At 38.1% G+C, this 22,384-nt stretch carries 20 protein-coding genes; 8 read left to right on the forward strand and 12 right to left on the reverse strand.

The genetic code is table 11. The annotated features are described in order from the left end of the window. Window positions 1–41 precede the first annotated feature (41 nt). Genes KKW16_RS01435 through nrdB form a run of 3 tightly spaced genes read left to right on the forward strand, consistent with a single transcriptional unit; the run spans window position 42 to window position 2,025 of the window. On the forward strand, window positions 42–698 hold the full coding sequence (locus KKW16_RS01435) for a hypothetical protein (RefSeq protein ID WP_215767827.1): 657 nt from the start codon (window positions 42–44) through the stop codon (window positions 696–698). A 5-nt stretch (window positions 699–703) separates the two neighbouring features. Continuing rightward, window positions 704–877 (forward strand): hypothetical protein, encoded by a 174-nt coding sequence (locus tag KKW16_RS01440; RefSeq protein WP_215767828.1) that lies wholly within the window; start codon window positions 704–706, stop codon window positions 875–877. A gap of 17 nt (window positions 878–894) precedes the next feature. Beyond that, window positions 895–2,025 (forward strand): class Ia ribonucleoside-diphosphate reductase subunit beta, encoded by a 1,131-nt coding sequence (nrdB, locus tag KKW16_RS01445; protein WP_065264663.1) that lies wholly within the window; start codon window positions 895–897, stop codon window positions 2,023–2,025. A 78-nt stretch (window positions 2,026–2,103) separates the two neighbouring features. On the opposite strand, the gene KKW16_RS01450 is transcribed toward nrdB, so the two are convergent. Further along, window positions 2,104–4,374 (reverse strand): NADP-dependent malic enzyme, encoded by a 2,271-nt coding sequence (locus tag KKW16_RS01450; RefSeq protein ID WP_215767829.1) that lies wholly within the window; start codon window positions 4,372–4,374, stop codon window positions 2,104–2,106. A 196-nt stretch (window positions 4,375–4,570) separates the two neighbouring features. Here KKW16_RS01450 and KKW16_RS01455 point away from each other — a divergent pair, with 196 nt between their 5' ends. From KKW16_RS01455 to KKW16_RS01465, 3 genes are all read left to right on the forward strand, one after another. Continuing rightward, a complete protein-coding gene (locus KKW16_RS01455; RefSeq protein WP_215767830.1) occupies window positions 4,571–5,191 on the forward strand; it encodes a DUF1919 domain-containing protein in 621 nt (206 codons plus the stop codon). Between the two features lie 90 nt (window positions 5,192–5,281). Beyond that, entirely contained in the window at window positions 5,282–5,980 is a 699-nt protein-coding gene (rsuA, locus tag KKW16_RS01460; protein WP_215767831.1) for a 16S rRNA pseudouridine(516) synthase RsuA, read from the forward strand. A 1-nt stretch (window position 5,981) separates the two neighbouring features. Continuing rightward, window positions 5,982–7,184, forward strand: a complete 1,203-nt coding sequence (locus KKW16_RS01465) for a Bcr/CflA family multidrug efflux MFS transporter (RefSeq protein ID WP_215767832.1) — start codon at window positions 5,982–5,984, stop codon at window positions 7,182–7,184. A gap of 50 nt (window positions 7,185–7,234) precedes the next feature. Here the strand turns inward: KKW16_RS01465 and KKW16_RS01470 are convergent, their stop codons facing one another. Continuing rightward, window positions 7,235–8,101, reverse strand: a complete 867-nt coding sequence (locus KKW16_RS01470) for a DMT family transporter (protein WP_252347858.1) — start codon at window positions 8,099–8,101, stop codon at window positions 7,235–7,237. Further along, the gene (locus tag KKW16_RS01475) at window positions 8,101–8,901 is read right to left on the reverse strand and encodes an HI_1241 family integral membrane domain (RefSeq protein ID WP_215767834.1); all 801 of its coding nucleotides are present in this window, start codon (window positions 8,899–8,901) and stop codon (window positions 8,101–8,103) included. The genes KKW16_RS01470 and KKW16_RS01475 overlap by 1 nt, the downstream gene beginning before the upstream one ends. Before the next feature lie 97 nt (window positions 8,902–8,998). On the opposite strand from KKW16_RS01475, the gene KKW16_RS01480 reads away from it, so the two are divergent. Together KKW16_RS01480 and proA are read left to right on the forward strand one after the other, a co-directional pair. Continuing rightward, window positions 8,999–9,661: a trimeric intracellular cation channel family protein gene (locus tag KKW16_RS01480; RefSeq protein WP_005652973.1), complete on the forward strand. Its 663-nt coding sequence runs from the start codon at window positions 8,999–9,001 to the stop codon at window positions 9,659–9,661. A 20-nt stretch (window positions 9,662–9,681) separates the two neighbouring features. After that, window positions 9,682–10,935: a glutamate-5-semialdehyde dehydrogenase gene (gene proA, locus KKW16_RS01485; protein WP_215767835.1), complete on the forward strand. Its 1,254-nt coding sequence runs from the start codon at window positions 9,682–9,684 to the stop codon at window positions 10,933–10,935. Window positions 10,936–10,967: 32 nt separating this feature from the next. Here proA and dnaX read toward each other — a convergent pair whose 3' ends face one another. The 9 genes from dnaX to KKW16_RS01530 form a co-directional block, all read right to left on the reverse strand. After that, a complete protein-coding gene (gene dnaX, locus KKW16_RS01490; RefSeq protein ID WP_215767836.1) occupies window positions 10,968–13,034 on the reverse strand; it encodes a DNA polymerase III subunit gamma/tau in 2,067 nt (688 codons plus the stop codon). A gap of 11 nt (window positions 13,035–13,045) precedes the next feature. After that, window positions 13,046–13,588, reverse strand: coding sequence for an adenine phosphoribosyltransferase (apt, locus tag KKW16_RS01495; RefSeq protein WP_215767837.1), 543 nt, complete (start codon window positions 13,586–13,588; stop codon window positions 13,046–13,048). A gap of 159 nt (window positions 13,589–13,747) precedes the next feature. Beyond that, complete coding sequence (gene odhB, locus KKW16_RS01500; RefSeq protein ID WP_215767838.1) at window positions 13,748–14,977, reverse strand: 2-oxoglutarate dehydrogenase complex dihydrolipoyllysine-residue succinyltransferase; 1,230 nt, start codon at window positions 14,975–14,977, stop codon at window positions 13,748–13,750. 121 nt (window positions 14,978–15,098) lie between these two features. Next, window positions 15,099–17,906 carry a 2-oxoglutarate dehydrogenase E1 component gene (sucA, locus tag KKW16_RS01505; protein ID WP_215767839.1) on the reverse strand — a complete coding sequence of 936 codons (2,808 nt, stop codon included), beginning with the start codon at window positions 17,904–17,906 and terminating at the stop codon, window positions 15,099–15,101. 202 nt (window positions 17,907–18,108) lie between these two features. Continuing rightward, complete coding sequence (locus tag KKW16_RS01510) at window positions 18,109–18,732, reverse strand: ComEA family DNA-binding protein (RefSeq protein WP_215767840.1); 624 nt, start codon at window positions 18,730–18,732, stop codon at window positions 18,109–18,111. Between the two features lie 91 nt (window positions 18,733–18,823). Continuing rightward, window positions 18,824–19,456 carry an MBL fold metallo-hydrolase gene (locus tag KKW16_RS01515; protein ID WP_215767841.1) on the reverse strand — a complete coding sequence of 211 codons (633 nt, stop codon included), beginning with the start codon at window positions 19,454–19,456 and terminating at the stop codon, window positions 18,824–18,826. Window positions 19,457–19,465: 9 nt separating this feature from the next. Beyond that, window positions 19,466–20,221, reverse strand: coding sequence for a TatD family hydrolase (locus KKW16_RS01520; protein WP_215767842.1), 756 nt, complete (start codon window positions 20,219–20,221; stop codon window positions 19,466–19,468). Between the two features lie 52 nt (window positions 20,222–20,273). Then, entirely contained in the window at window positions 20,274–20,834 is a 561-nt protein-coding gene (gene mepK / locus KKW16_RS01525) for a peptidoglycan L,D-endopeptidase MepK (protein ID WP_215767906.1), read from the reverse strand. A 30-nt stretch (window positions 20,835–20,864) separates the two neighbouring features. After that, entirely contained in the window at window positions 20,865–22,325 is a 1,461-nt protein-coding gene (locus tag KKW16_RS01530) for a L,D-transpeptidase family protein (protein WP_502793450.1), read from the reverse strand. Between the last annotated feature and the right edge of the window lie 59 nt (window positions 22,326–22,384).

The raw sequence follows: 22,384 nt of genomic DNA on the forward strand, positions 1-22,384 counted from the left end.
CTTCTTAAGAGGAGGGATTAACATCATTTTGGTTAGTTAATATGAATGAATTGACAATAAAAATTGTAATGCTTTTGCTACCAGGCATCATAGTTACTATGCTTATAGATAAATTCACTGAACATAAAGAGTGGAACAACTATAAATATTCATTATTCGTAATTTCGTATGGCATATTATCTTATTTAATATTACAAATTCTTTCGTTATTAAATCAATGTGCTAAAGTTGGATATGAAAACTTCTCATTAAATAATGCAAAGTATCTTCAAGTATGGGATGTTAGTACAAGTATAAACTTACCTTATAATGAAGTCATTGCTGCTAGCATAGTTTCATTTTTCCTCGGGTTATTCTTTATTTACATAGATCATAAAGAGTACCTGGCTAGATTTCTTCTTAAGTTTAATGTATCTAGAAAGTATGGAGATTATGGAGTATTTCCGCAACTATTAAAAAATAATAAAGACCAATATGTAGACATAACTATTTGGGATAAGGATTTGTTTATTAGAGGAGTTGTCAATTCTTTTCATGAAGATAAAGAGTTATTTGAAATATATCTTGAAAATGCTGATGTTTATAAAATATCAGAAGGAAAAGCTATTAAACTTTATACAGCATTTAGGCTCTCAATATGTGAACCATATAAGAATCTTATAATTTCAACCACACAACATCCTTCGGAAGGAGAATAAATAATATGAAACATAAACAAAACCAAGAACCTATTGTAATGAGTCACATAACATTAAGAACTACAAATGGAAGATTATCTACGGAAAATTATAAATTAAAATTTGATGATTTTAATGTAAAAGTCAAAGAACAATCAACCCCTATAAAACCAACAACACCTCCTGTTAGTCATAAATAGTTAAATAGGAAAATAAAATGGCATATACTACTTTCTCACAAAACAAAAATGACCAATTAAAAGAACCAATGTTCTTTGGTCAAAACGTTAACGTTGCCCGTTACGATCAACAAAAATATGAGACCTTTGAAAAGCTCATTGAAAAACAACTTTCCTTCTTCTGGCGTCCGGAAGAAGTGGATGTGTCGCAAGACCGTATCGACTACGCTGCATTGCCTGAGCATGAAAAACACATTTTCATCAGTAACTTAAAATATCAAACCTTGTTGGATTCCATTCAGGGCCGTAGCCCGAACGTGGCGTTGTTACCGTTGGTATCAATTCCGGAATTAGAAACCTGGATTGAAACTTGGACATTCTCTGAAACCATCCACTCTCGCTCTTACACTCACATTATTCGTAATATTGTGAACGATCCGTCTATTGTGTTTGATGATATCGTGACTAACGAAGAAATCATTAAACGTGCACGTGATATTTCTTCTTACTACGACGATTTAATCCGTGATAGCCAACTTTATAGCCTGTACGGCGAAGGCACTTACACCGTAGATGGCAAAGAATGTGTCGTCACATTGCGTAATTTGAAAAAACAACTTTACCTTTGCTTGATGAGCGTGAACGCACTTGAAGCCATTCGTTTCTATGTGTCTTTCGCGTGCTCCTTTGCCTTTGCAGAACGTCAATTAATGGAAGGTAATGCGAAAATCATTAAATTTATCGCACGTGATGAAGCCTTACATTTAACTGGTACACAGCACATTTTAAATATCATGGCAGCAGGTCAAGACGATCCGGAAATGGCAGAAATTGCGGAAGAATGTAAACAAGAAGCCTATGATTTATTCTTAGCTGCTGCGGAACAAGAAAAAGACTGGGCAGATTATTTGTTCAAAGACGGATCAATGATTGGTTTGAACAAAGATATTTTGGTGCAATACGTGGAATATATCACCAATATCCGTATGCAAGCTGTTGGTCTTCCATTACCATTTGGTGCGCGTTCTAACCCAATTCCATGGATTAACGCATGGTTGGTTTCTGACAATGTGCAAGTGGCGCCACAAGAAGTGGAAGTAAGTTCTTACCTTGTTGGTCAAATTGATTCCAAAGTAGATACCAAGGATTTTGGCGATTTTGATTTATAAAATATTTAGAATCTAGAATCACTTCATATAAAAGGCCCCGCAATAATAACGGGGCCTAATTTATATTTCATTTATCCATTACTCTTGCTGAGCCTTTACTGCCGCATAGGCTACCATATTAATGATTCTACGAACGGATGCACTCGGATTAAGAATATGCGCAGATTTATTCATACCCATTAAGATTGGGCCAACGGTAATTGCCGTAGTGGTGCCGCGTAATAAGCTATAACTAATACGTGATGAGCTCAAATCAGGGAACACCAATAAATTTGCACTTCCTTTTAATGGACTATCAGGCATGACTTCTCTTCTGTGTGCTTCATTCATTGCTAAATCGCCACGCATTTCACCATCAATCATTAAGTGTGGATTGCGCTCATTGACCATATACAATACTTCTCGCATTTTGGGTGCCCCCAATGAATTCGATGAGCCAAAGTTAGAATGAGAAAGTAATGCAATAGCAGGTTCAATACCAAAACGATGAATTTCTTCCGCTGCCATTAACGTAATCTCTGTAAGCTCTTCCGCTGTTGGGTTAGTATTTACATGAGTATCGGTTAAAAATACATTTCCTGTTGGTAATACAAGACTATTTAATGCAGCCGCAACTTTAACGCCATCTTTTAACCCAATAATATCCTTAATAGATGCTAAATGTTTACCATAAGAACCAAATAAACCACATACCAAGCCATCAGCATAGCCCAGACTCACTAAAGTAGATGCAAGCACAGTTGTATTAGAACGCACGACACGTTTTGCGATTGCAGGTGTAATGCCTTTACGTTTAGTAAGTTCGTAGTAATGTTTCCAACATTCTTCATAACGAGGATTATCTTCGTTATCCACAATTTCAAAATCAACACCCGCAGTTAAACGCAAACCAAGTTTTTTAATTTTTTCTTCAATCACACTACGGCGACCAATTAAGATTGGATTTGCCAAGCCCATTGAAATCACTTCTTGGGTGGCATGCAATGCTTTATTTTCTTCTCCTTCCGCCAAAATAATGCGTTGTTTTGCCGCTTTTGCTTGGCTGAAAATAGGACGCATAAACAAGCTCGTTTTGTAAACAAACTGAGTTAGTTTTTCAACATAAGCATCCCAATTTTGAATTGGACGAGTTGCCACACCAGATTCCATTGCGGCTTTTGCTACCGCTGGCGCTATACGCACAATTAAGCGAGGATCGAATGGACGAGGAATCACATAATCTGCACCAAATGTCGCCCCTTCACCACCGTAAGCAGAAGTTACAACTTCGTTTTGCTCTTCTAACGCAAGGTCAGCAATGGCATAAACTGCCGCACGTTTCATTTCTTCGTTAATAGTAGTCGCGCCCACATCTAATGCGCCACGGAAAATGAATGGGAAACAAAGCACGTTATTTACTTGGTTTGGATAATCAGAGCGACCTGTACATACAATCGCATCAGGACGAACGGCTTTCGCTTCTGGCGGGGTAATTTCAGGATTTGGATTAGCTAAAGCAAGAATAATTGGATGCGCAGCCATGGTTTTCACCATATCTTGTGTAAGCGCACCAGCCGCAGAACAACCTAAGAAAATATCTGCATTTGGAATCGCATCACCAAGTTTACGCCAGCCATTATCTTCAATTGCATAATCTTTTTTGGTTTGATCCATTTTGTCATCACGGCCTTTATATACTACGCCTTTCGAGTCACAAACTGTGATGTTTTCACGTTTCATACCTAAAGAAAGCAATAAGTTCAAGCACGCAATAGATGCAGCGCCCGCACCAGAGGCAACAAGTCGAACATCTTCAATTTTTTTACCTACAATACGAAGAGAATTGATAATCGCAGCAGCACTGATGATCGCCGTACCATGTTGGTCATCATGGAAGACAGGAATATTCATTCTCTCACGCAATTTTTGTTCAATATAGAAACATTCTGGTGCTTTAATATCTTCTAAATTGACCCCACCGAAAGTCGGCTCTAACGAAGCAATAATATCAACAAGTTTATCGGGATCATGTTCATTCACTTCAATATCAAATACGTTGATACCAGCGAATTTTTTGAACAATACGCCCTTCCCTTCCATTACAGGTTTGCCCGCAAGCGCGCCAATATTGCCAAGACCAAGTACCGCTGTACCATTAGAAATAACAGCGACCAAATTGCCACGCGCCGTATATTTGTAAGAGGCTGCAGGATCTTTTTCAATTTCTAAACAAGGCTCAGCCACACCTGGTGAATAAGCTAAAGCCAGATCGCGTTGTGTTGCTAATGATTTTGTTGGGGTAACTTCGATTTTTCCAGGAATTGGAAATTCGTGGAAATCCAAGGCTGCTTGACGTAATTGTTCACTCATAATAAATGCTCCATTTTATTGAAACAGGATTGAAATATTACGTCGATTATAGCGGTTTTTTATTCAAAAAATTGTGACAGACTGCAAATTTTCACAAAATCATTACAAAATTTTTTGATGCGAGACATTAGCTAGACTTTTCATTTTTCAGCAAAAAAGGTAGGATTTTCACAAGAGAATCATAGAGGATAATAAAATGAATCCATTTCAAAAACTTAAAAGTGCGGTAAATAAATGTCAAAGATTTTTTATCAATCGTTCATTACAACGTAAATTGACTAACCAAGGCATGACTGTCATTTCTGCCAATTGCGTGGGAGCTTTTATCTTACATGATTTGCACCAGCCGTTTAATTCCCCTTTTGTGAATCTCTATCTCTCGCCACAGGATTTTTTGCGTTATTTACAAAATATGGATTTCTACCTCACTCAACCTCTCACATTCGTACAAACAGAAAAAAGTTATCCAGTGGGAAAACTTGCCGATCTTGAAATTCATTTTATGCACTATCACAGTGAGCAAGAAGCCAATAAAAAATGGCAACTTCGCACATCACGAATGAAGTTAGACAATCTTTTTATTATGATGACAGATCGAGATGGCGTAACCGAAAAAGACATTCAACTTTTTGATCAACTCCCTTTCAAAAATAAAGTGATTTTTACTCACACGCCCTACCCTGCTTTTAAATCGGCTTATTATATAAAAGGCTTCGAGAAGCAAAATCAGGTGGGCGATATTTTTGAGTTTTCTGGCTGGAATGGGAAAAAATATTACGATCAATTCGATTACGTGAAGTGGTTTAATCAAGCTTAATCGATAAAGGCTGCATTGCAGCCTTTTTTGTTTCGTTCTAAAAGCAAAAACCTGTACAATGCCTAGCGAATTTTAACAAGAGAAAACATAATGAGATTAGATAAATTTATTGCTGAAAATACGGGATTAACGCGTTCTCAAGCAACAAAAGCGATCCGCCAAAGTGCGGTAAAAATTAATGGTGAAATTGTCAAAAGTGGTTCGGTTCAAATTTCACAAGAAGACGAAATTTATTTTGAAGATGAATTATTAACTTGGGTGGAAGAAGGCCAGTATTTTATGTTGCATAAGCCACAAGGCTGTATTTGTTCTAATGATGACGGCGACTATCCAACTATTTATCAATTTTTCGATTACCCTTTAGCGGGCAAATTACATAGCGCGGGTCGCTTAGATGTGGATACGACAGGTCTCGTATTGCTTACCGATGATGGACAATGGTCACATCGCATCACTTCCCCAAAACATCATTGTGAAAAAACCTATTTGGTGACATTAGCTGATCCCGTAGAAGAAAATTATGCGGCGGCTTGTGCGGAAGGCATTTTATTACGCGGAGAAAAAGAACCCACTAAACCAGCGAAATTAGAAATTTTAGATGATTACAATGTGAATCTGACGATTTCTGAAGGTCGCTATCATCAAGTAAAACGTATGTTTGCCGCACTTGGGAATAAAGTCGTTGGATTACATCGCTGGAAAATTGGGGATGTTGTACTAGATGAATCCTTAGAAGAAGGCGAATTCCGCCCATTGACTCAAAGTGAAATCGAAAGTTTGGTGAAATAAGATGAGCCAGCAAAAATCTACTTTTATCTTTATTCTTACGCTCGGCATTCTCTCCATGCTACCACCTTTTGGCGTGGATATGTATTTACCGTCTTTTTTAGAAATTGCGAAAGATCTCGGTGTGAGTCCAGAGCAAGTGCAACACACACTCACCTCTTTTGCTTATGGCATGGCGTTTGGTCAGCTTTTCTGGGGGCCTTTTGGTGATAGTTTTGGACGAAAACCGATCATTTTACTCGGAGTCATCGTAGGTGCGCTCACAGCTTTAGTGCTCACCGAAATAAATTCAGTCGGAAATTTCACCGCACTTCGTTTTGTGCAAGGTTTCTTTGGTGCCGCACCTGTTGTGCTTTCTGGCGCATTATTGCGTGATTTATTTAGTAAAGATCAGCTATCCAAAGTGATGTCCACCATCACGTTAGTATTTATGCTTGCACCTTTAGTCGCGCCAATTATTGGTGGTTACATCGTTAAATTTTTCCACTGGCACGCGATTTTTTACGTTATTTCGCTTGTGGGATTATTAGCCGCAGCATTGGTCTTTTTCATCATTCCAGAAACCCATAAAAAAGAAAATCGCATTCCGCTGCGCTTAAATATTATCGCTCGAAATTTCCTTCTGCTTTGGAAGCAAAAAGAAGTACTTGGCTATATGTTTGCCGCCTCTTTTGGATTTGGCGGGTTGTTTGCTTTTGTTACTGCAGGATCAATTGTCTATATCGGCATTTATGGCGTTGCTGTCGATCAGTTTGGTTATTTCTTCATGATAAATATTGTTACGATGATCTTTGCCTCCTTTTTGAATAGCCGATTTGTCACTAAAGTGGGCGCAGAAACAATGTTACGGGTAGCCCTCACAATTCAATTCCTTTCTGGAATGTGGCTAATTTTGACCGCACTTTTAGATCTCGGTTTTTGGCCAATGGCAATTGGCGTTGCCTTTTTCGTCGGTCCAAACCCTGTGATTTCATCAAATGCAATGGCATCAGCTTTAGAAAGATGTCCTCAAATGGCGGGAACAGCAAATTCTTTGATTGGCAGCGTACGTTTTGCTGTGGGCGCAATTATGGGAAGTTTAGTTGCGTCAATGAAAATGGATACAGCCGCACCAATGCTCTTTACTATGGGGGCATGTGTCGCGATTTCCGTGTTAGCATATTACTTTCTAACCAGCCGAAATCTTAAAAAATCTGAGAGAAAATAAGCTCATAATTCATTATTGTTCCCTCAATGTTAGTGAGGGAACAATAATTTCTAACGTTTCGATCCTAAATAAATCGCAAATAAAGTGAGCAATGCACCAAGCCATTGCCAAAGATTAATCGCTTTATCCAAATAGAAATAATCAATCAACAATGCCGCTACTGGCTCCGTGAGTAACAATAATCCAGTAACACTTAGCGAAAGTAAAGGGATTGAATAAGCAATCATGCCCCAAGCAATGCACTGCATTACTGCACCGTAAATGACAACTAATCCCCAATCCTGCCATGTTGTTGGATAAAGATTGTTTGAATTGAAAATTAAAGATGGAACAAGTAGCACTAAAGCACCTGTCAAACTGATAATTAACATCAATGGAAATAATGCCGTTTGCTCTTCTTGATGAACTTTTTTCACCATCACCATAGAACCAGCCAACATTACCGCTGAAATTAAACCAATCACAATGCCATAAATTCCGTCAATATTATGCTGTAATTCTTCGACAGAAATTAACGCTACGCCAACTATTGCCAAAAACAAACTTAATATTTGTAGTTTGCTTTGACGTTCTGCAAAAAAGACAAAACCAATGGCAGCCAAACAAAAAATTTGTAAGCTATTTAATAAGGTAGAAATGCCTGGACCTACGGCGTAAATACTTTCATGCCAAAAGGCAAGATCAAACGCTAAAAACACCCCAGAAAGTGCGGCGAAAAATAAAGCCTTTTTACTTTTCGGAAAATGTTGGCGTTTTAGTTTCATTAAAAAATAGAAAATTCCTGATGCAATTAATAATCGCCAAAAAGCAATTGCATAAGCACCTACAGGCACAAACTTAACAATTAAGCTACCTAGTCCGAATAAAATACAACCAAACACCAACAAAAATGAAGCGATATTACTTTGTTTTTTCATTAAACGAAGACCATCCATAAAGGTAAGCAAACAGCAATAAATAATAGGATAAATAAACTATTGGCAGATAATTTCCACTTTTGGAAACTATGCAGAATCAAAATAGCCGCAATAACAAAATGGCAAACAAAATAAATGATATAGGCGAAAATACTGTCAGAATTAACCGCACTTTCCATGCCATTTAAAAGTAAAAATAAGAACATTGCCAAAGCATTTAGGGCCAGCAATATAATCATGGCTAACGGCAACAATGCAATAAAACCTTGTAAACGATTTCGTGCAATAACCAGCGCAAGATTTGCCAAAATCACGCCAGATAAAATCGGTGCAAATGGGTTATATTCAGCAAAATCGCTCGCAGGAAGCACGGTAAAAATCATTAAATAACTCAAGCACCCTAAACCCGCAATTAATGCAGCCATCAATAAAAAGCTGTTACGGATTTTTTCAGTTTTTGGTTGTTTCCAAATAAAATACACGACAGAAAGACCACATACGCTCATCACGTTAGTAAGCGTGTGATTATTCTGCAATAAACTTATCACCAACCATACAGCCCAATAAATAGCAAAAGTCAGATTAACTTTGATTAAACGACCACGTTGTCCTGGGCAAATTTCGCCGCGATAAAACACCAACAAAGAAATTAACTGGGCAACCAATACGCCTACACCTAAATGAGGTATTGTTTGCTTTTCAGGTTGCAAAGAAAAAATAAATAGATCGATGCCAAGCACCATTGAGATAGATAATACCGCAAGCAATGCCGCGATATATTTAGAAGATTGTTCTGACATAATTTTGACGTCTGAAAAAATAATGCGCCATTATGCTAAAAATTCATTAAATTTTAAAGTAGAATGAAACCAATTATAACCGCACTTAGGTACATGAATGTTACTTAGTATTTTATATATCATCGGTATCACTGCTGAAGGAATGACAGGCGCACTTGCGGCTGGTCGAGAAAAAATGGATATTTTTGGCGTGATAATTATCGCATCCGTCACCGCCATTGGCGGCGGCTCTGTGCGTGATGTACTGCTTGGGCATTATCCTCTCGGCTGGGTTAAGCACCCAGAATATTTTTTAATGGTGGCAAGTGCGGCGGTAATTACCGTATATGTTGCGCCATTCATCAATCATTTTATGCGCTACTTTCGCACTATTTTCTTGGTGCTTGATGCAATGGGTTTAGTGGTGTATTCCATTATTGGCGCACAAATTGCGATGGATATGGGGCATAGCCTTACCATTGTTTGTATTGCTGGCTGTATTACAGGTGCCTTTGGCGGAGTTCTACGCGATATGCTATGCAATCGAATTCCTCTGGTATTCCAAAAAGAACTCTACGCCAGCATTGCGCTATTTGCCACGCTGACGTATTACGCATTAAGCACACTTCAAGTAGAACATACGCTTGCCGTGTTACTCACACTTATTAGCAGCTTTACTTTACGCCTTTTAGCCATTCATTTTGAATGGGGTTTGCCGGTGTTTAATTACCAAGAACTCACATCGGAAGAACAAGATAAGCTGCCAAATAAAAAGAAATAAATACAATAAAGGAAATAACTATGTTAGAACAAATGGGGAAACAAGCCAAAGATGCAGCATTTATCTTGGCTCAACTCACCACTGCTGAAAAAAATCGTGCATTATCCATTATTGCAGAACAACTCGAACAACAAGCACCGCTTATCTTAGCCGAAAACGCAAAAGATATTGACCTTGCCAAACAAAATGGATTGTCTGATGCCTTGATTGATCGCCTACTACTCACGCAAGAACGTTTACAAGGCATTACTAGTGATGTACGCCACGTTATTTCACTTTCAGATCCTGTGGGGAAAATCATAGACGGCGGTACATTAGATAACGGACTTAAAATCGAACGCGTACGCACTCCGCTCGGCGTCATTGGCACAATTTATGAGGCTCGCCCAAATGTAACCATTGATGTGGCAAGTCTTTGCCTTAAAACGGGTAATGCAGTAATTTTACGCGGTGGTAAAGAAACGCAGTTTTCTAACAAGATCTTAATCGAAGTTGTGCAAAATGCTTTAGAGCAAGCCGGCTTACCCAAATTTGCTGTGCAAGCCATTACCGATCCAAACCGTGAACTCGTTATGCAATTATTAAAACTAGATCGCTATGTGGATATGATTATTCCTCGTGGTGGCGCTGGTTTACATGAATTGTGTAAACAACATTCGACTATTCCAGTTATTGTGGGTGGCGTGGGTGTTTGCCATACTTTCGTTGAAGAAAGTGCGGATCAAAATAAAGCAATTTTTGTTATTGATAACGCCAAAACACAACGTCCCAGCACCTGTAACACATTAGAGACTTTATTAGTTCAACATTCTATTGCTGAAGAATTTTTACCTAAACTCGTCTCTCACCTAGCGTCCAAAAATGTAAAATATCATGCAAAATCCACCGCACTTAATATATTGAAACAAGTGGGTGCGAATGTCTGCGAAGTGACAGAAAAAGAATTACGCGAAGAATGGGGATCATTGGATTTGAATGTCGTTATTGTGGAAGATATTCATGCGGCTATTGAGCATATCCGCCAATATGGTACGCAACATTCTGAAAGTATTTTAACCGCCTCACAAAACCTCGCACGTCAATTTATCAATCAAGTCGATGCCGCTGCCGTTTATGTGAATGCAAGCACACGCTTTACTGATGGCGGACAATTTGGATTAGGCGCAGAAGTTGCTGTGAGTACCCAAAAACTTCATGCTCGTGGACCAATGGGATTAGAAGCATTAACAAGTTATAAATGGGTTTGTGAGGGAGACTATACTGTACGTAGATAATGCGTTCTGAATAAATAAAGATCAAACTATAGCTAAACTGGGCGAATACTCTCTACGTCTAGTTTAGCATCAAATTCTTTCTGTAAAAGTAGAATTTTATTGTCTTGTTGAAGTGCTGTTCTCGCTTGCTCCCGTAAGGTTTGATAAATATTACGGCGATATTCCATCGGTGTGGTGACAGAACTGTCATCAATGTTAATTTTTATATGAATAGCCTTGCCTTGAAGTTTACTTAATGCTTCAGTTAAATGCTTGATACTTCTCTCTTGGCGTAGATGGGATTTTTCTGAATGTAATCCAAGATTGATTTCATCATCAGTTTTACTTTGCAAGAAACAATTTAATGCTAATTCTTTGCTAAATCCTGTTACCCCCGAACGTTCCACCATATCAGCCCACTCATCTTGTTGTTGAGTTTGGGTAATGATTTTTAAACGTAATTCAGGCGTAATATCTTTTAAAATCGCCTGTTTTATATCGGAAGGACGAACGCCTGTATCGGCTTTAGCAAGTTCTGGATTACTCCATTCCCAACGATAAGTCTCTGCATCTAAAATCTCCCGTTCTTCCTGCATTATTTCGGCATTATCCTCCATAGAATTTTCAACAATAGCAACTTCTTTAGCCATACTAGCTATTTGAGGAGAAAAAGAGGAAAGTTTTTCATTTTTTAATTTTGGTGCAAACATTTCGCGCACAGGAAGTGCGGTCATTTTTTTATTCGATTTTTCTTCGTCTAGTTCTTGGATGTGATGTAAAGTCTCACTTACTGCAGCTAATGATTCAGCTTTGTGTTCTTGACGTTCTTGGTTTTCGAGTTGTGTTAAATGTTCAAGCGCATCTAAAGCCGAAAAACTTGCCAAATTTGGAATGCCTGTTTTATTTGATTTTGCTTGAGAATAAGCTGATTTGATACTTTGCGACAGTACTGGCACATCGACATAATTACCTGTATTTTCAACCGCACTTGGAGTTGATGGCGGTGGAATAATTGTAGTGTTAGCCTTTGGTACTGCCGTAAGGAACTTTGGGTGGAATGCCAATGCCCTCAATAATGTCATTTCTGTGCCAATTCGACGGTTTGGCGCATTTGATAAGTCTTTTCTACCAGAAACAATCACTTGATAAAAAAACTGAACATCTTCTGAAGAGATATGTTTGGCTAAAAATGAAAAATGTTCATTGTCATCTGAAGATTTTTGTGGAAGAAGTTGCATGAGTGCAATTTGATGTAATTTTTCTGCACATTCACCAAGCAATTTATCCCAATCACCTGCCGCATCTGCAACTTTTTGCAGTGTTCGCATTAAGAGTTCACCATTACCTTGGTGTAAAGCGTACAAAATGTCAATAGAATAGTTATCATCAAGCAACCCCAACATATTGCTTACAACACTATTAGTAACTTGTCGGTTGCCCATTGCAATAGCTTGATCGGTTAAACTTAAGCTATCACGAATACTTCCTTGCGCCGCTTTTGCAAGTTTAATTAATGCAGGCTCTTCAAAAGGAATATTTTCTTGCGTCAGAATATGGGCAAGATGCTGGGAGATTTGGGTTTCATCTAATGCTTTGAGATGAAATTGTAAACAGCGAGAAAGAATAGTTACAGGTAATTTTTGTGGATCTGTTGTCGCGAGTAAGAATTTTACATATTCGGGTGGTTCTTCTAAAGTCTTGAGCAACGCATTAAATGAATGGCGAGATAGCATATGGACTTCATCGATTAAGTAAACCTTAAATCTGCCCACAACTGGTTTATATTGCACGTTATCTAATAATTCGCGCGTGTCTTCAACTTTTGTGCGTGATGCTGCATCAATTTCAATTAAATCAATAAAATTACCTTGCTCAATCGCTTTACAATTTTCACATTCACCGCAGGGTGTTGCGGTTACGCCATGTACACAATTTAATCCTTTTGCAAACAATCGAGCAATAGAGGTTTTCCCTACACCACGGGTGCCTGAAAAGAGGTAAGCGTGATGTAGTCGATTATCTTTTAATCCATTTGCTAATGCCGTGATAATGTGTTCTTGCCCAACAACATCAGCAAATGTTTTTGGTCGCCACTTTCTGGCTAAGACTTGATAGCTCATCGAATCCTTAATTAATGACCTTCAAAATTGACGAGTGTATAGCAATCAACGCCCAAATTATTTAAGCGTTTTTCGCCACCTAATTCAGGTAAATTAATCACAAACGCAGCGTGTTTTACCGCTCCACCTAAACGTTGCACTAATTTTACTGTCGCTTCAACGGTGCCACCTGTTGCTAATAAATCATCAATGATTAAAACATTGTCACCTTCTGAAATTGCATCAATGTGCATTTCCAAAGTATCTTGACCATATTCTAATTGATAAGATTGAGAAATAGTTTCACGTGGTAATTTTTTAGGTTTACGTACTAATTCAAAAGGTAAACCAAGTGCTAGGGCAACAGGTGCGCCAAAAATAAAACCTCGAGATTCAGTTCCAAGCACTTTGGTAATTCCTTTATCGCGATATTGTTCCACAATAAGATCTATTGTTGCTTTAAAAGCTGCTGGAACTTCTAAAAGGCTGGTAATGTCACGAAAGATAATGCCTTCTTTTGGATAGTTAGGAATTGATTTGATAGAAGATTTTATTAAATCAAGTTGTGTAGTCATAAATGTTGCTCACAAAGTGCGGTTAAGAAAATAAATATTTTTGGATAGGCATTCTATCATAAAAACGCAAAAAATATGCGTCACACCAAAATTTCATACAACCAAAGTTGAATTTAAATAAAGTATAACGCATATCTGTATTTAACGTTTTTATAAAAACTAAATTTCCAATAATAATCTTGTTGGGTCTTCCAATAATTCTTTAATCGTTACCAAGAAACCAACAGATTCACGGCCATCAATTAAGCGATGATCGTAAGATAAAGCAAGGTACATCATCGGACGAATCACAACTTGACCATTAAGCGCAATCGGGCGTTCTTTAATTGCATGCATTCCTAAAATCGCACTTTGTGGTGGATTGATAATTGGAGTGGACATAAGAGAACCAAATACACCGCCATTTGTGATAGTAAAATTACCCCCAGTAAGATCTTCTACTGTCAATTTTCCATCACGACCTTTTTCAGCTAATGCTTTAATTTGTTTTTCAATATCAGCCATACTGAGCTTATCGCAATCACGAAGCACTGGTGTAACTAATCCACGTGGAGTGGAAACCGCAATACTGATATCAAAATAGTTATGGTAAACAACATCATCACCATCAATGGAAGCATTAACTTCAGGATAACGTTTTAATGCTTCCACAACCGCTTTAATATAGAAAGACATAAATCCTAAACGCACACCATGTTGTTTTTCAAATTTTTCTCCGTAGGTTTTACGCAAAGTCATTATCGGCTGCATATCCACTTCATTGAAAGTAGTAAGCATTGCTGTACTATTTTTGGCTTCCAGTAAACGTTCAGCAATACGTTTACGCAAACGGGTCATTGGCACACGTTTTTCAGAACGTGCACTATAAGCTACCGTACTAATTGTATTTTGCTCAGTGGCAACTTCTTGTTTCGCTTGCAGTGCTTGTCGTTTTGCGATTTCACGTTCAATATCTTCACGTGTTAAACGACCGCCAACACCCGAACCTTGAATTTGATCGGCTTGTAAATCATGTTCTGCCAATAAACGGCGAATCGCAGGGCCTTGATCCGCATTATGATTATGACTATTTTCAATCGCTGCATGTTGACGATCAGATGGTGTAGGTTCATTCGTTGCTTTTAACGTCGTGGAACTGACATCCCCTTCTTGAGCCGTAGAAATTTTTCCTAGCAGCTGTTTACTCACCACAGTTTCGCCCTCAGCTTGAACAACTTCTGCCAGTACGCCATCAGAAAGTGCGGGTACTTCTAGCACGACTTTATCCGTTTCAATTTCTACAATAACTTCATCTCGTTTAACGGTATCACCTACTTTTTTATGCCAAGTAGCAACGGTTGCATCCGCAACTGATTCAGGTAGGTCTGGAACAAGAATTTCAATGGTCATTTTATTTTTCCTTATCTCTTAAAGTGCAACTTATTGCACTAAATTACTCTTTTACTTTTTATCCAGGATGTAACAAGTACACCTGTAAATTTATAAAAATATCTTAATTTTCAACCGCACTTTATAGGGTTAGCGCATCTTCCACTAATTGTTTTTGCTGTTTAGTGTGAAGCGACATATAACCCACAGCAGGTGAAGCCGAAGCTGGACGCCCTGCATATTTGAGTTTAACGGATTCTGGAATTGCTGATTCAAAATTATGTTTGCTGCAATACCAAGCCCCTTGGTTAAGTGGTTCTTCTTGACACCATACATAATCAGTCACGTGCGCATAAGGCTCAAGCGCTTTCTTCACATCCTCATGCGGGAATGGATAAAGTTGCTCGATGCGAATAATCGCCACATCTTTTTGATTATTAGCACGACGTTGTTCAAGTAAATCGTAATAAACTTTACCTGAACACATTACCACACGTTTTACATCTTTAGGAGCAAGCTCGTCAATTTCTCCAATTACCGTTTGGAAAGCCCCATTAATCAACTCATCTAAACTGGATACAGCCAATGGATGGCGTAACAAAGATTTTGGAGAAATCGCAATCAATGGACGACGCATCTTACGCAACGATTGACGACGCAACATGTGATACACCTGTGCTGGCGTTGATGGCACACAGACCTGCATATTTTGTTCAGCACAAAGTTGCAAATAACGTTCAAGGCGGGCGGAAGAATGTTCTGGACCTTGTCCCTCATAGCCATGAGGCAATAACATAACTAAACCACACATTCTGCCCCATTTTTGTTCGCCAGAGCTAATAAATTGGTCGATAACAATTTGTGCACCATTAGCAAAATCGCCAAATTGCGCTTCCCAAATGGTTAAAGTTTTTGGATCAGTTGTTGCATAGCCATATTCAAAAGCAAGTACGGACTCTTCTGAAAGTACAGAATCCCATACTTCAAAACGACCTTGGTTAGCATGCAGATGTGTCAATGGCACATACCCCGTACCATCATTTTGATTATGCACCACGGCATGACGATGGAAAAAGGTTCCGCGCCCTGCATCTTCACCTGATAAACGGACATTAACACCTTCGTCAAGTAAGGTTGCATAAGCCATGGTTTCAGCCATACCCCAGTCGAGCAATTTCTCGCCTTGATACATTGCTTTACGATCATTATAAATTTTTTCTACACGAGGATGGGCTCGTAAACTTTCTGGATATTCACATACACGTTTAGCAAGCGTTAAAAAACGTTCCTGTGAAAATTTGCTTTCATACGGCGCAGTCCAATCATAGTTGAGATATTGCAACCAATCCATTTTTGCCGTATCCATTTCTCGCCATTCTGATACGACTCGATCACCATTATCTAGCGCATCGCGATAATCATTCGCCATCTCGGTGACTTGTTCTTCAGTCATCACGCCTTCTGAAACTAAGCGATCTGCATAAACTTTACGAGGTGTAGGATGTTTTTTGATGATGCTATACATCATTGGCTGAGTAGCTAATGGCTCATCAGCTTCGTTATGACCATGACGACGATAAGAAATCAAATCAATAAAAATATCTCGTTTGAATAAATTACGATATTCCACCGCCATACGCGCAGCAAAAGCAACCGCTTCAGGATCATCACCATTAACGTGAATAATCGGCGCTTGAATCATTTTCGCAATATCGGTGCAATACTCTGTAGAACGCGTGTCATTCGGGTTAGATGTCGTAAAACCAATTTGGTTATTAATCACGATACGAATGGTACCGCCCACACTGTAACCACGGGCATTTGACATATTCAATGTTTCTTGAACAACGCCCTGCCCTGCCACGGCGGAATCGCCATGTACTGTAATCGCTAAAACTTGGCTACGCGTTGTATCATTAATACGAGTCTGTCTTGAACGCACAGAGCCCACCACTACTGGGCTTACAATTTCCAAATGAGATGGATTAAATGCCAAAGTTAAGTGAACTCGCTTATCATCCACTGCGAAATCAGAGGAAAAACCTTGATGATATTTCACATCCCCTGTACGTTCACTCGAATGTTTACCCGCAAATTCATCAAATAAATCCTCAGGCTTTTTACCTAATACATTCACGAGCATATTCAGACGCCCACGGTGTGCCATTCCCATTACCACATCATTTACGCCTTGGCGACTAGCATGACGGATAATTTCTTTCATCAATGGAATAAACGCATCACTTCCTTCTAAAGAAAAGCGTTTCGCCCCTGGGAATTTTGCCCCTAGATAGCGCTCTAAACCATCTGCGGCGGTAAGTTCACGAAGAAAATTAACACGTTCTTCAGATGTAAAAAGCGGTTTATCTAACACACTTTCCATTTTGCTCTGAAGCCAAGTTTTCTGTGCCATATCTTGCACATGCATAAACTCTAAGCCAATTGAGCCACAATATGTCTCTTTCAACATTTGAGCTAACTCACCAAACTTAATGGTATCGCGTTTGTAAACGTAATGATTAATATTGAAGGTTTCGTTGAGATCTTGTTCAGTAAAACCGTGATGACGATAATCTAATTCAGGGACGGAAGAGACTTTCCAACGATAATAATTGAGGGGATCGAGATTAGCCTCTAAATGGCCACGAAAACGATAGGCATTGATAAATTGTAGAACTTTCACCAATTTTGCGCCAGCAGCAGGATCTATCACTGTCACCGCTTCATTATGATTTTCTCGTGCTAAGCGACGAAAATAATCTCGTACTGGTGTATGGGGCTGTTCAAGTGCGGTTATTTTTGGTAAAGAATCAAAAGTGGCTCGCCAGCTTTCCTCCACCGACTGCGGATCACTCAAATAGCTTTCATAAAGTTCTTCTATATAAGATTGATTTGCACCGCCTAATGCTGTGCTAGCTAACCAATCATCAAATGCCTTGTTTTGTTGCATAATTACCTCTTAATTATCAGTGATGTCTCACTTCTTTTTTTTCATTATACATAGGATTTCATTAGAAATAATCCCCAAAATCGAAATTGTTATAGATTTATTAGCCAATTCAAATATTTAGTCTAGTAGATTTCTATAAAATGCTCATATAACGAAAAAGGCGGAAAATCCGCCTTTTATAATTTAGTCTATTAATATCTGCTTAAAAACTTAAGAATGGTGCTATTTTTTCAATGGTGGTTGAACCTAAACCATCAATTTTTGACAATTCTGCCATATCTTTAATTTTGCCAACCTTATTACGATAGTCGATGATTGCTTGTGCTTTTTTCTCACCGATACCAGAAAGTTGTTGTAATGTTTTAGCATCCGCTTTGTTAATATCGATCTTAGCTGAATCAGCAATAGACTTAACTTGATCTTTTGAACTATTCATTTTTTCTGCGGCTTTTTCTTTCGTTTCTTTCACTTTCTCCGCAGCTTTGTGTTTTAAAGCTTTGTGACTATCTTCTGATGAAGAATCTTTTAATGATTTTGCTTTATCTTTTACTGAATCAACTTTTTCTTTAGCTGCAGCCATTTTTTCTTTCACAGAAGAAACGCCTTCAGTCGCTTTTTCTTTTGTTGAAGAAACTTTTTCTAAAACATTTCCTTTCGCAGCTGACGCAGAATCTTTTACTGATTTCACATTTTCTGAAACGGTTGTTTTAACATTATCTTTCGCCACATCTTTTAATGTAGCCAATGGATTTTCATTTGCTAATGCAGAACCTGAAATAGCAAGGGTAAGTGCGGTAACACTTAAAAGAGATTTTAAAGATTTCATATAAACTCCTATTATAAAATTTGCCAGAGGCATGCTTAAGACTCCCCCTCTGGCAATTAGTTCAAAATACCATAAAAAATTCACCGCACTTTTAACGATTTAAAAATGGGCTTGTCTGTTTTTCTCGGCCAATGGTTGTATAAGGCCCATGCCCAGCAATAATAATAAGATCGTCATTCAACGGTAATAGTTTTGTTCGAATTGAAGAAATCAATGTTTCATAATCACCACGAGGGAAATCAGTACGACCAATTCCACCTTGAAATAATACATCGCCTGTAAATGCCACTTTTTTCTCATGTTCAATAAAACCAATATGCCCTGGAGTATGCCCTGGTAAATGTAAAATCTCGAAATTAAAGCCATCTAATTTTAAGATTTCCCCTTCTTGATTAAACCAACGATCAGGTAAAAAGGCTTCAATATTTGGTAAATCAAAGCGTTGGGCTTGTTCTGGCAAACTCTCAAATAAAAATTTATCTTCTTCATGAGAACCCCAAATTTCAACACCGAAATGTTGTTTTAATTGCATCGCTGCGCCAACATGATCTAAATGACCATGGGTAAGCAAAATCACTTTGAGATTTAAATCCAGTTCTTCAATACGTTGAATTAGGCGTTCGGCTTCGCCACCTGGGTCAATAATTGCTGCATTTTTCTCGTCATCCCAAATCAAAGAACAGTTTTGTTGAAATGCAGTGACTGGGATAATTTCGATATTCATGTTTGCCCCTTATAATCGATAAAATTGTTGAGTGTTCAAAAGCATTTGCTCTTGAACATAATCTAACGGCAAAGATTTTAATTCAGCCACTTTCTTTACTACTGCAGATAATTGCTCAGAAATGACCGCACTTTCAAATCCTTCGTGTGGCCAGGGACTATCCGTTTCAATCATTAAACGGTTTAACAACAAATGTTGAGCAACATATTGCGTTTTAGGATTCCATAAAATATCAGGTGTGAGGCTCGCAAAATATGGTGTAGATAAAAATTTCTGAAAAGATTTTTCATCTGTCTTAAACCAATGAAAATGAGCTCGTTGGATATTATGTTTCTGTAATAATTCAAGGGCAATATCCACATCATTATGCACAATATGCAAATTTAGCGGTAAATCCCATTTTTTCGCTATCAGAATAAATCGTTCCAGTAATTCAATGTAAGGTGCGTAATCCAAATTTGGATTTTCACGTTTAGAATAATGTGGCAACCCCACCTCGCCAATCGCAGAAATCGATGAATGATGTTCATCAATCCATTGAAATAATTCTTCTTGCTCTTCTAAATTCAGCAATAGCTGCTCAGGATGAAAACCAGCTGCAATATAAAGTTTCTCGGGATAAGCCTGTTTTAAATTCAATAGTTTTTTAGCACTTTTTAAATTCGTACTTACCGCAAGCATACCTGTAATCTTTGGATCACCAAGTGTTTTCTGAATATTCTCATCAGAGAGTTGATCCAAATGAAGATGACTGTCAAATAGCATAGTATTTTCCAATGAAAAACCGCACAAAAGTGCGGTCAATTTTAAATTTATTTTATACCCCTTTCCAGGTTCTAACAGGGCCTGTATCCACATGAATAAAATTACTTGTCGGATAATATCCTACCCCACCATTACTCAGATTTTCTGCAGTAGCTTTTACTTTAGCCAAAGGCACACCTGCAATACGAAAATCAATGGCCTTACCTTTAATATGATAACTATTACTTGCTACTCCGCTACTTTGACGATGACGCATTGCATTAGTTGCAGCAGAACGATACCCACAAATTACTTCAATTTCAGCATTACGTAACCCTAAATTACTTTGAATGTTATAAAACTTGTGGAACAGATTTGGATCCATTTTACAAACTTGGTTTGTTCGTTTATCGCGCATAAAATGGTCTAATTTTTTTAATGTAGTACTTGCGAAACCTTTTTGAGCAGAAAATTCTCCACTTAATTGCTCTCCCGTATTAATGTTACGGAACGTCAAAATACGAGGCTTAGGTGTTGAAACCATTGCTAATACAGAATTCGGCAAAACTGATGCGCCTAAAACAATGCCACCGAGCGACAGCCATTTACGTTTCTGTTTATCAACCTTGTTCATCATCTCTCCTTTTTATTTTTTGATGGATTATTAGAGATATTTTTTAACGACATTCCAATTAATTCCACTGAAATTCATCAATCCATCATATTTATAAATATCTGGCAATGCCTGAATTTTTCCATTCTCAACCCAAGATGTCACATAGTATATAAATACTGGATTTTCCGAACGAATTGGGGCAGAAACTGTTTTTTTACTCTCTAAAACATTCTTTTTACGTTCATCAGACCACCCCGCTTCTTTCAATAAAATACTAGCAAGTTGATCAGATTTTTCAACACGCACACAACCAGAACTTAATGCACGATCTTTACGGCTAAATAGCCCATGATTTGGCGTGTCATGTAAATAAATGGCATCCGAGCTTGGCATATTAAATTTATAATTACCCAGTGCACTATCACCAGCGGCTTGTCGAACTCGATAAGGGAATTTATTACCAATAGATGCCCAATTTATCGAATAAGGATCAATCACATTGCCAGCACTATCCAAAATAGAATAATTATGAGCGGCAATATAACTTGGATCCGCTTTCATTTTTGGCAATAAATCTTCATTAATTAAGCGAGTAGGCGCATTCCAAGGTGGATTAACAACAACACTACTTAATTTACTATACATCACAGGTGTACGGCGTTCATCCTTACCAACAATAACACGAGATTCCAAAGTTAAATTACCATCGCGATAATACTGCAATTTATAACTTGGAATATTCACGAAAATACCATTATGAAAATCAGGAATTACCCGTAAACGTTGCGCATTAATAGCAAGTTTTTTGCCAACTTCTGATAGTCCTGATGCAGATACCATTGATGATAATGCTTTAACAGTTTGATGGTATAAGTGATTATCGCCTGATAAACCTTGTACGAAACCTAAAAGTTGACCATTTTCTACCGCTCTTAACCAACGTTGAATATGCTCATCTGCAGGTTGTTGAACTTGATAAGCGTTAGATGAATAGAGCCAACGTTGAGCTTGCACACCTACATTTTGAGTATAATACAGATAATCTAGCAATATATCGCTCAATAACACATCATAAGCTAATCCGCCTTGTTGTTCGATCAACTCAAAGGACTCTAAGGATTTTGCTGAACGTTTAGAAATACCGCTAGCCACCATCGCTGCATAATCCTGTAATAATTGGCGAGCCGCAGCATTATCTTTCCATAATGGTGCATATTTACGTTCTGCATATAAACGAGCTAACAAAGGCTTAAACTGTAAAGCATGCTCACCTATTTCATGGGTTAGCGACATTTCTAAAATAGCTTGCTTTTCCTGTGCTAAGCGGGCTTGATCTAATTTAATTTCCTCTTCAAGCTTTTGTTTTTCTTCTGGAGATAAATGCGAAACATCAACGCCATGAAGTTGCGCCGATTGTCCATTTTTTACAAAATCTGCTAAAGCGCATCCTGAAGTCATCATTGACAATGACAAAGCAAATACTGAGAGCTTTGCAGTGCTTTTAAACATAGCCATTCCTTAAACATTCCCTAAAACAACCGCACTTTATTTAAGTTCTAAGATAAAGT

The sequence above is a fragment of the Haemophilus sp. SZY H8 genome (genome assembly GCF_018829755.1).
GTDB classification, from domain to species: Bacteria; Pseudomonadota; Gammaproteobacteria; order Enterobacterales; family Pasteurellaceae; genus Haemophilus; species Haemophilus haemolyticus_K.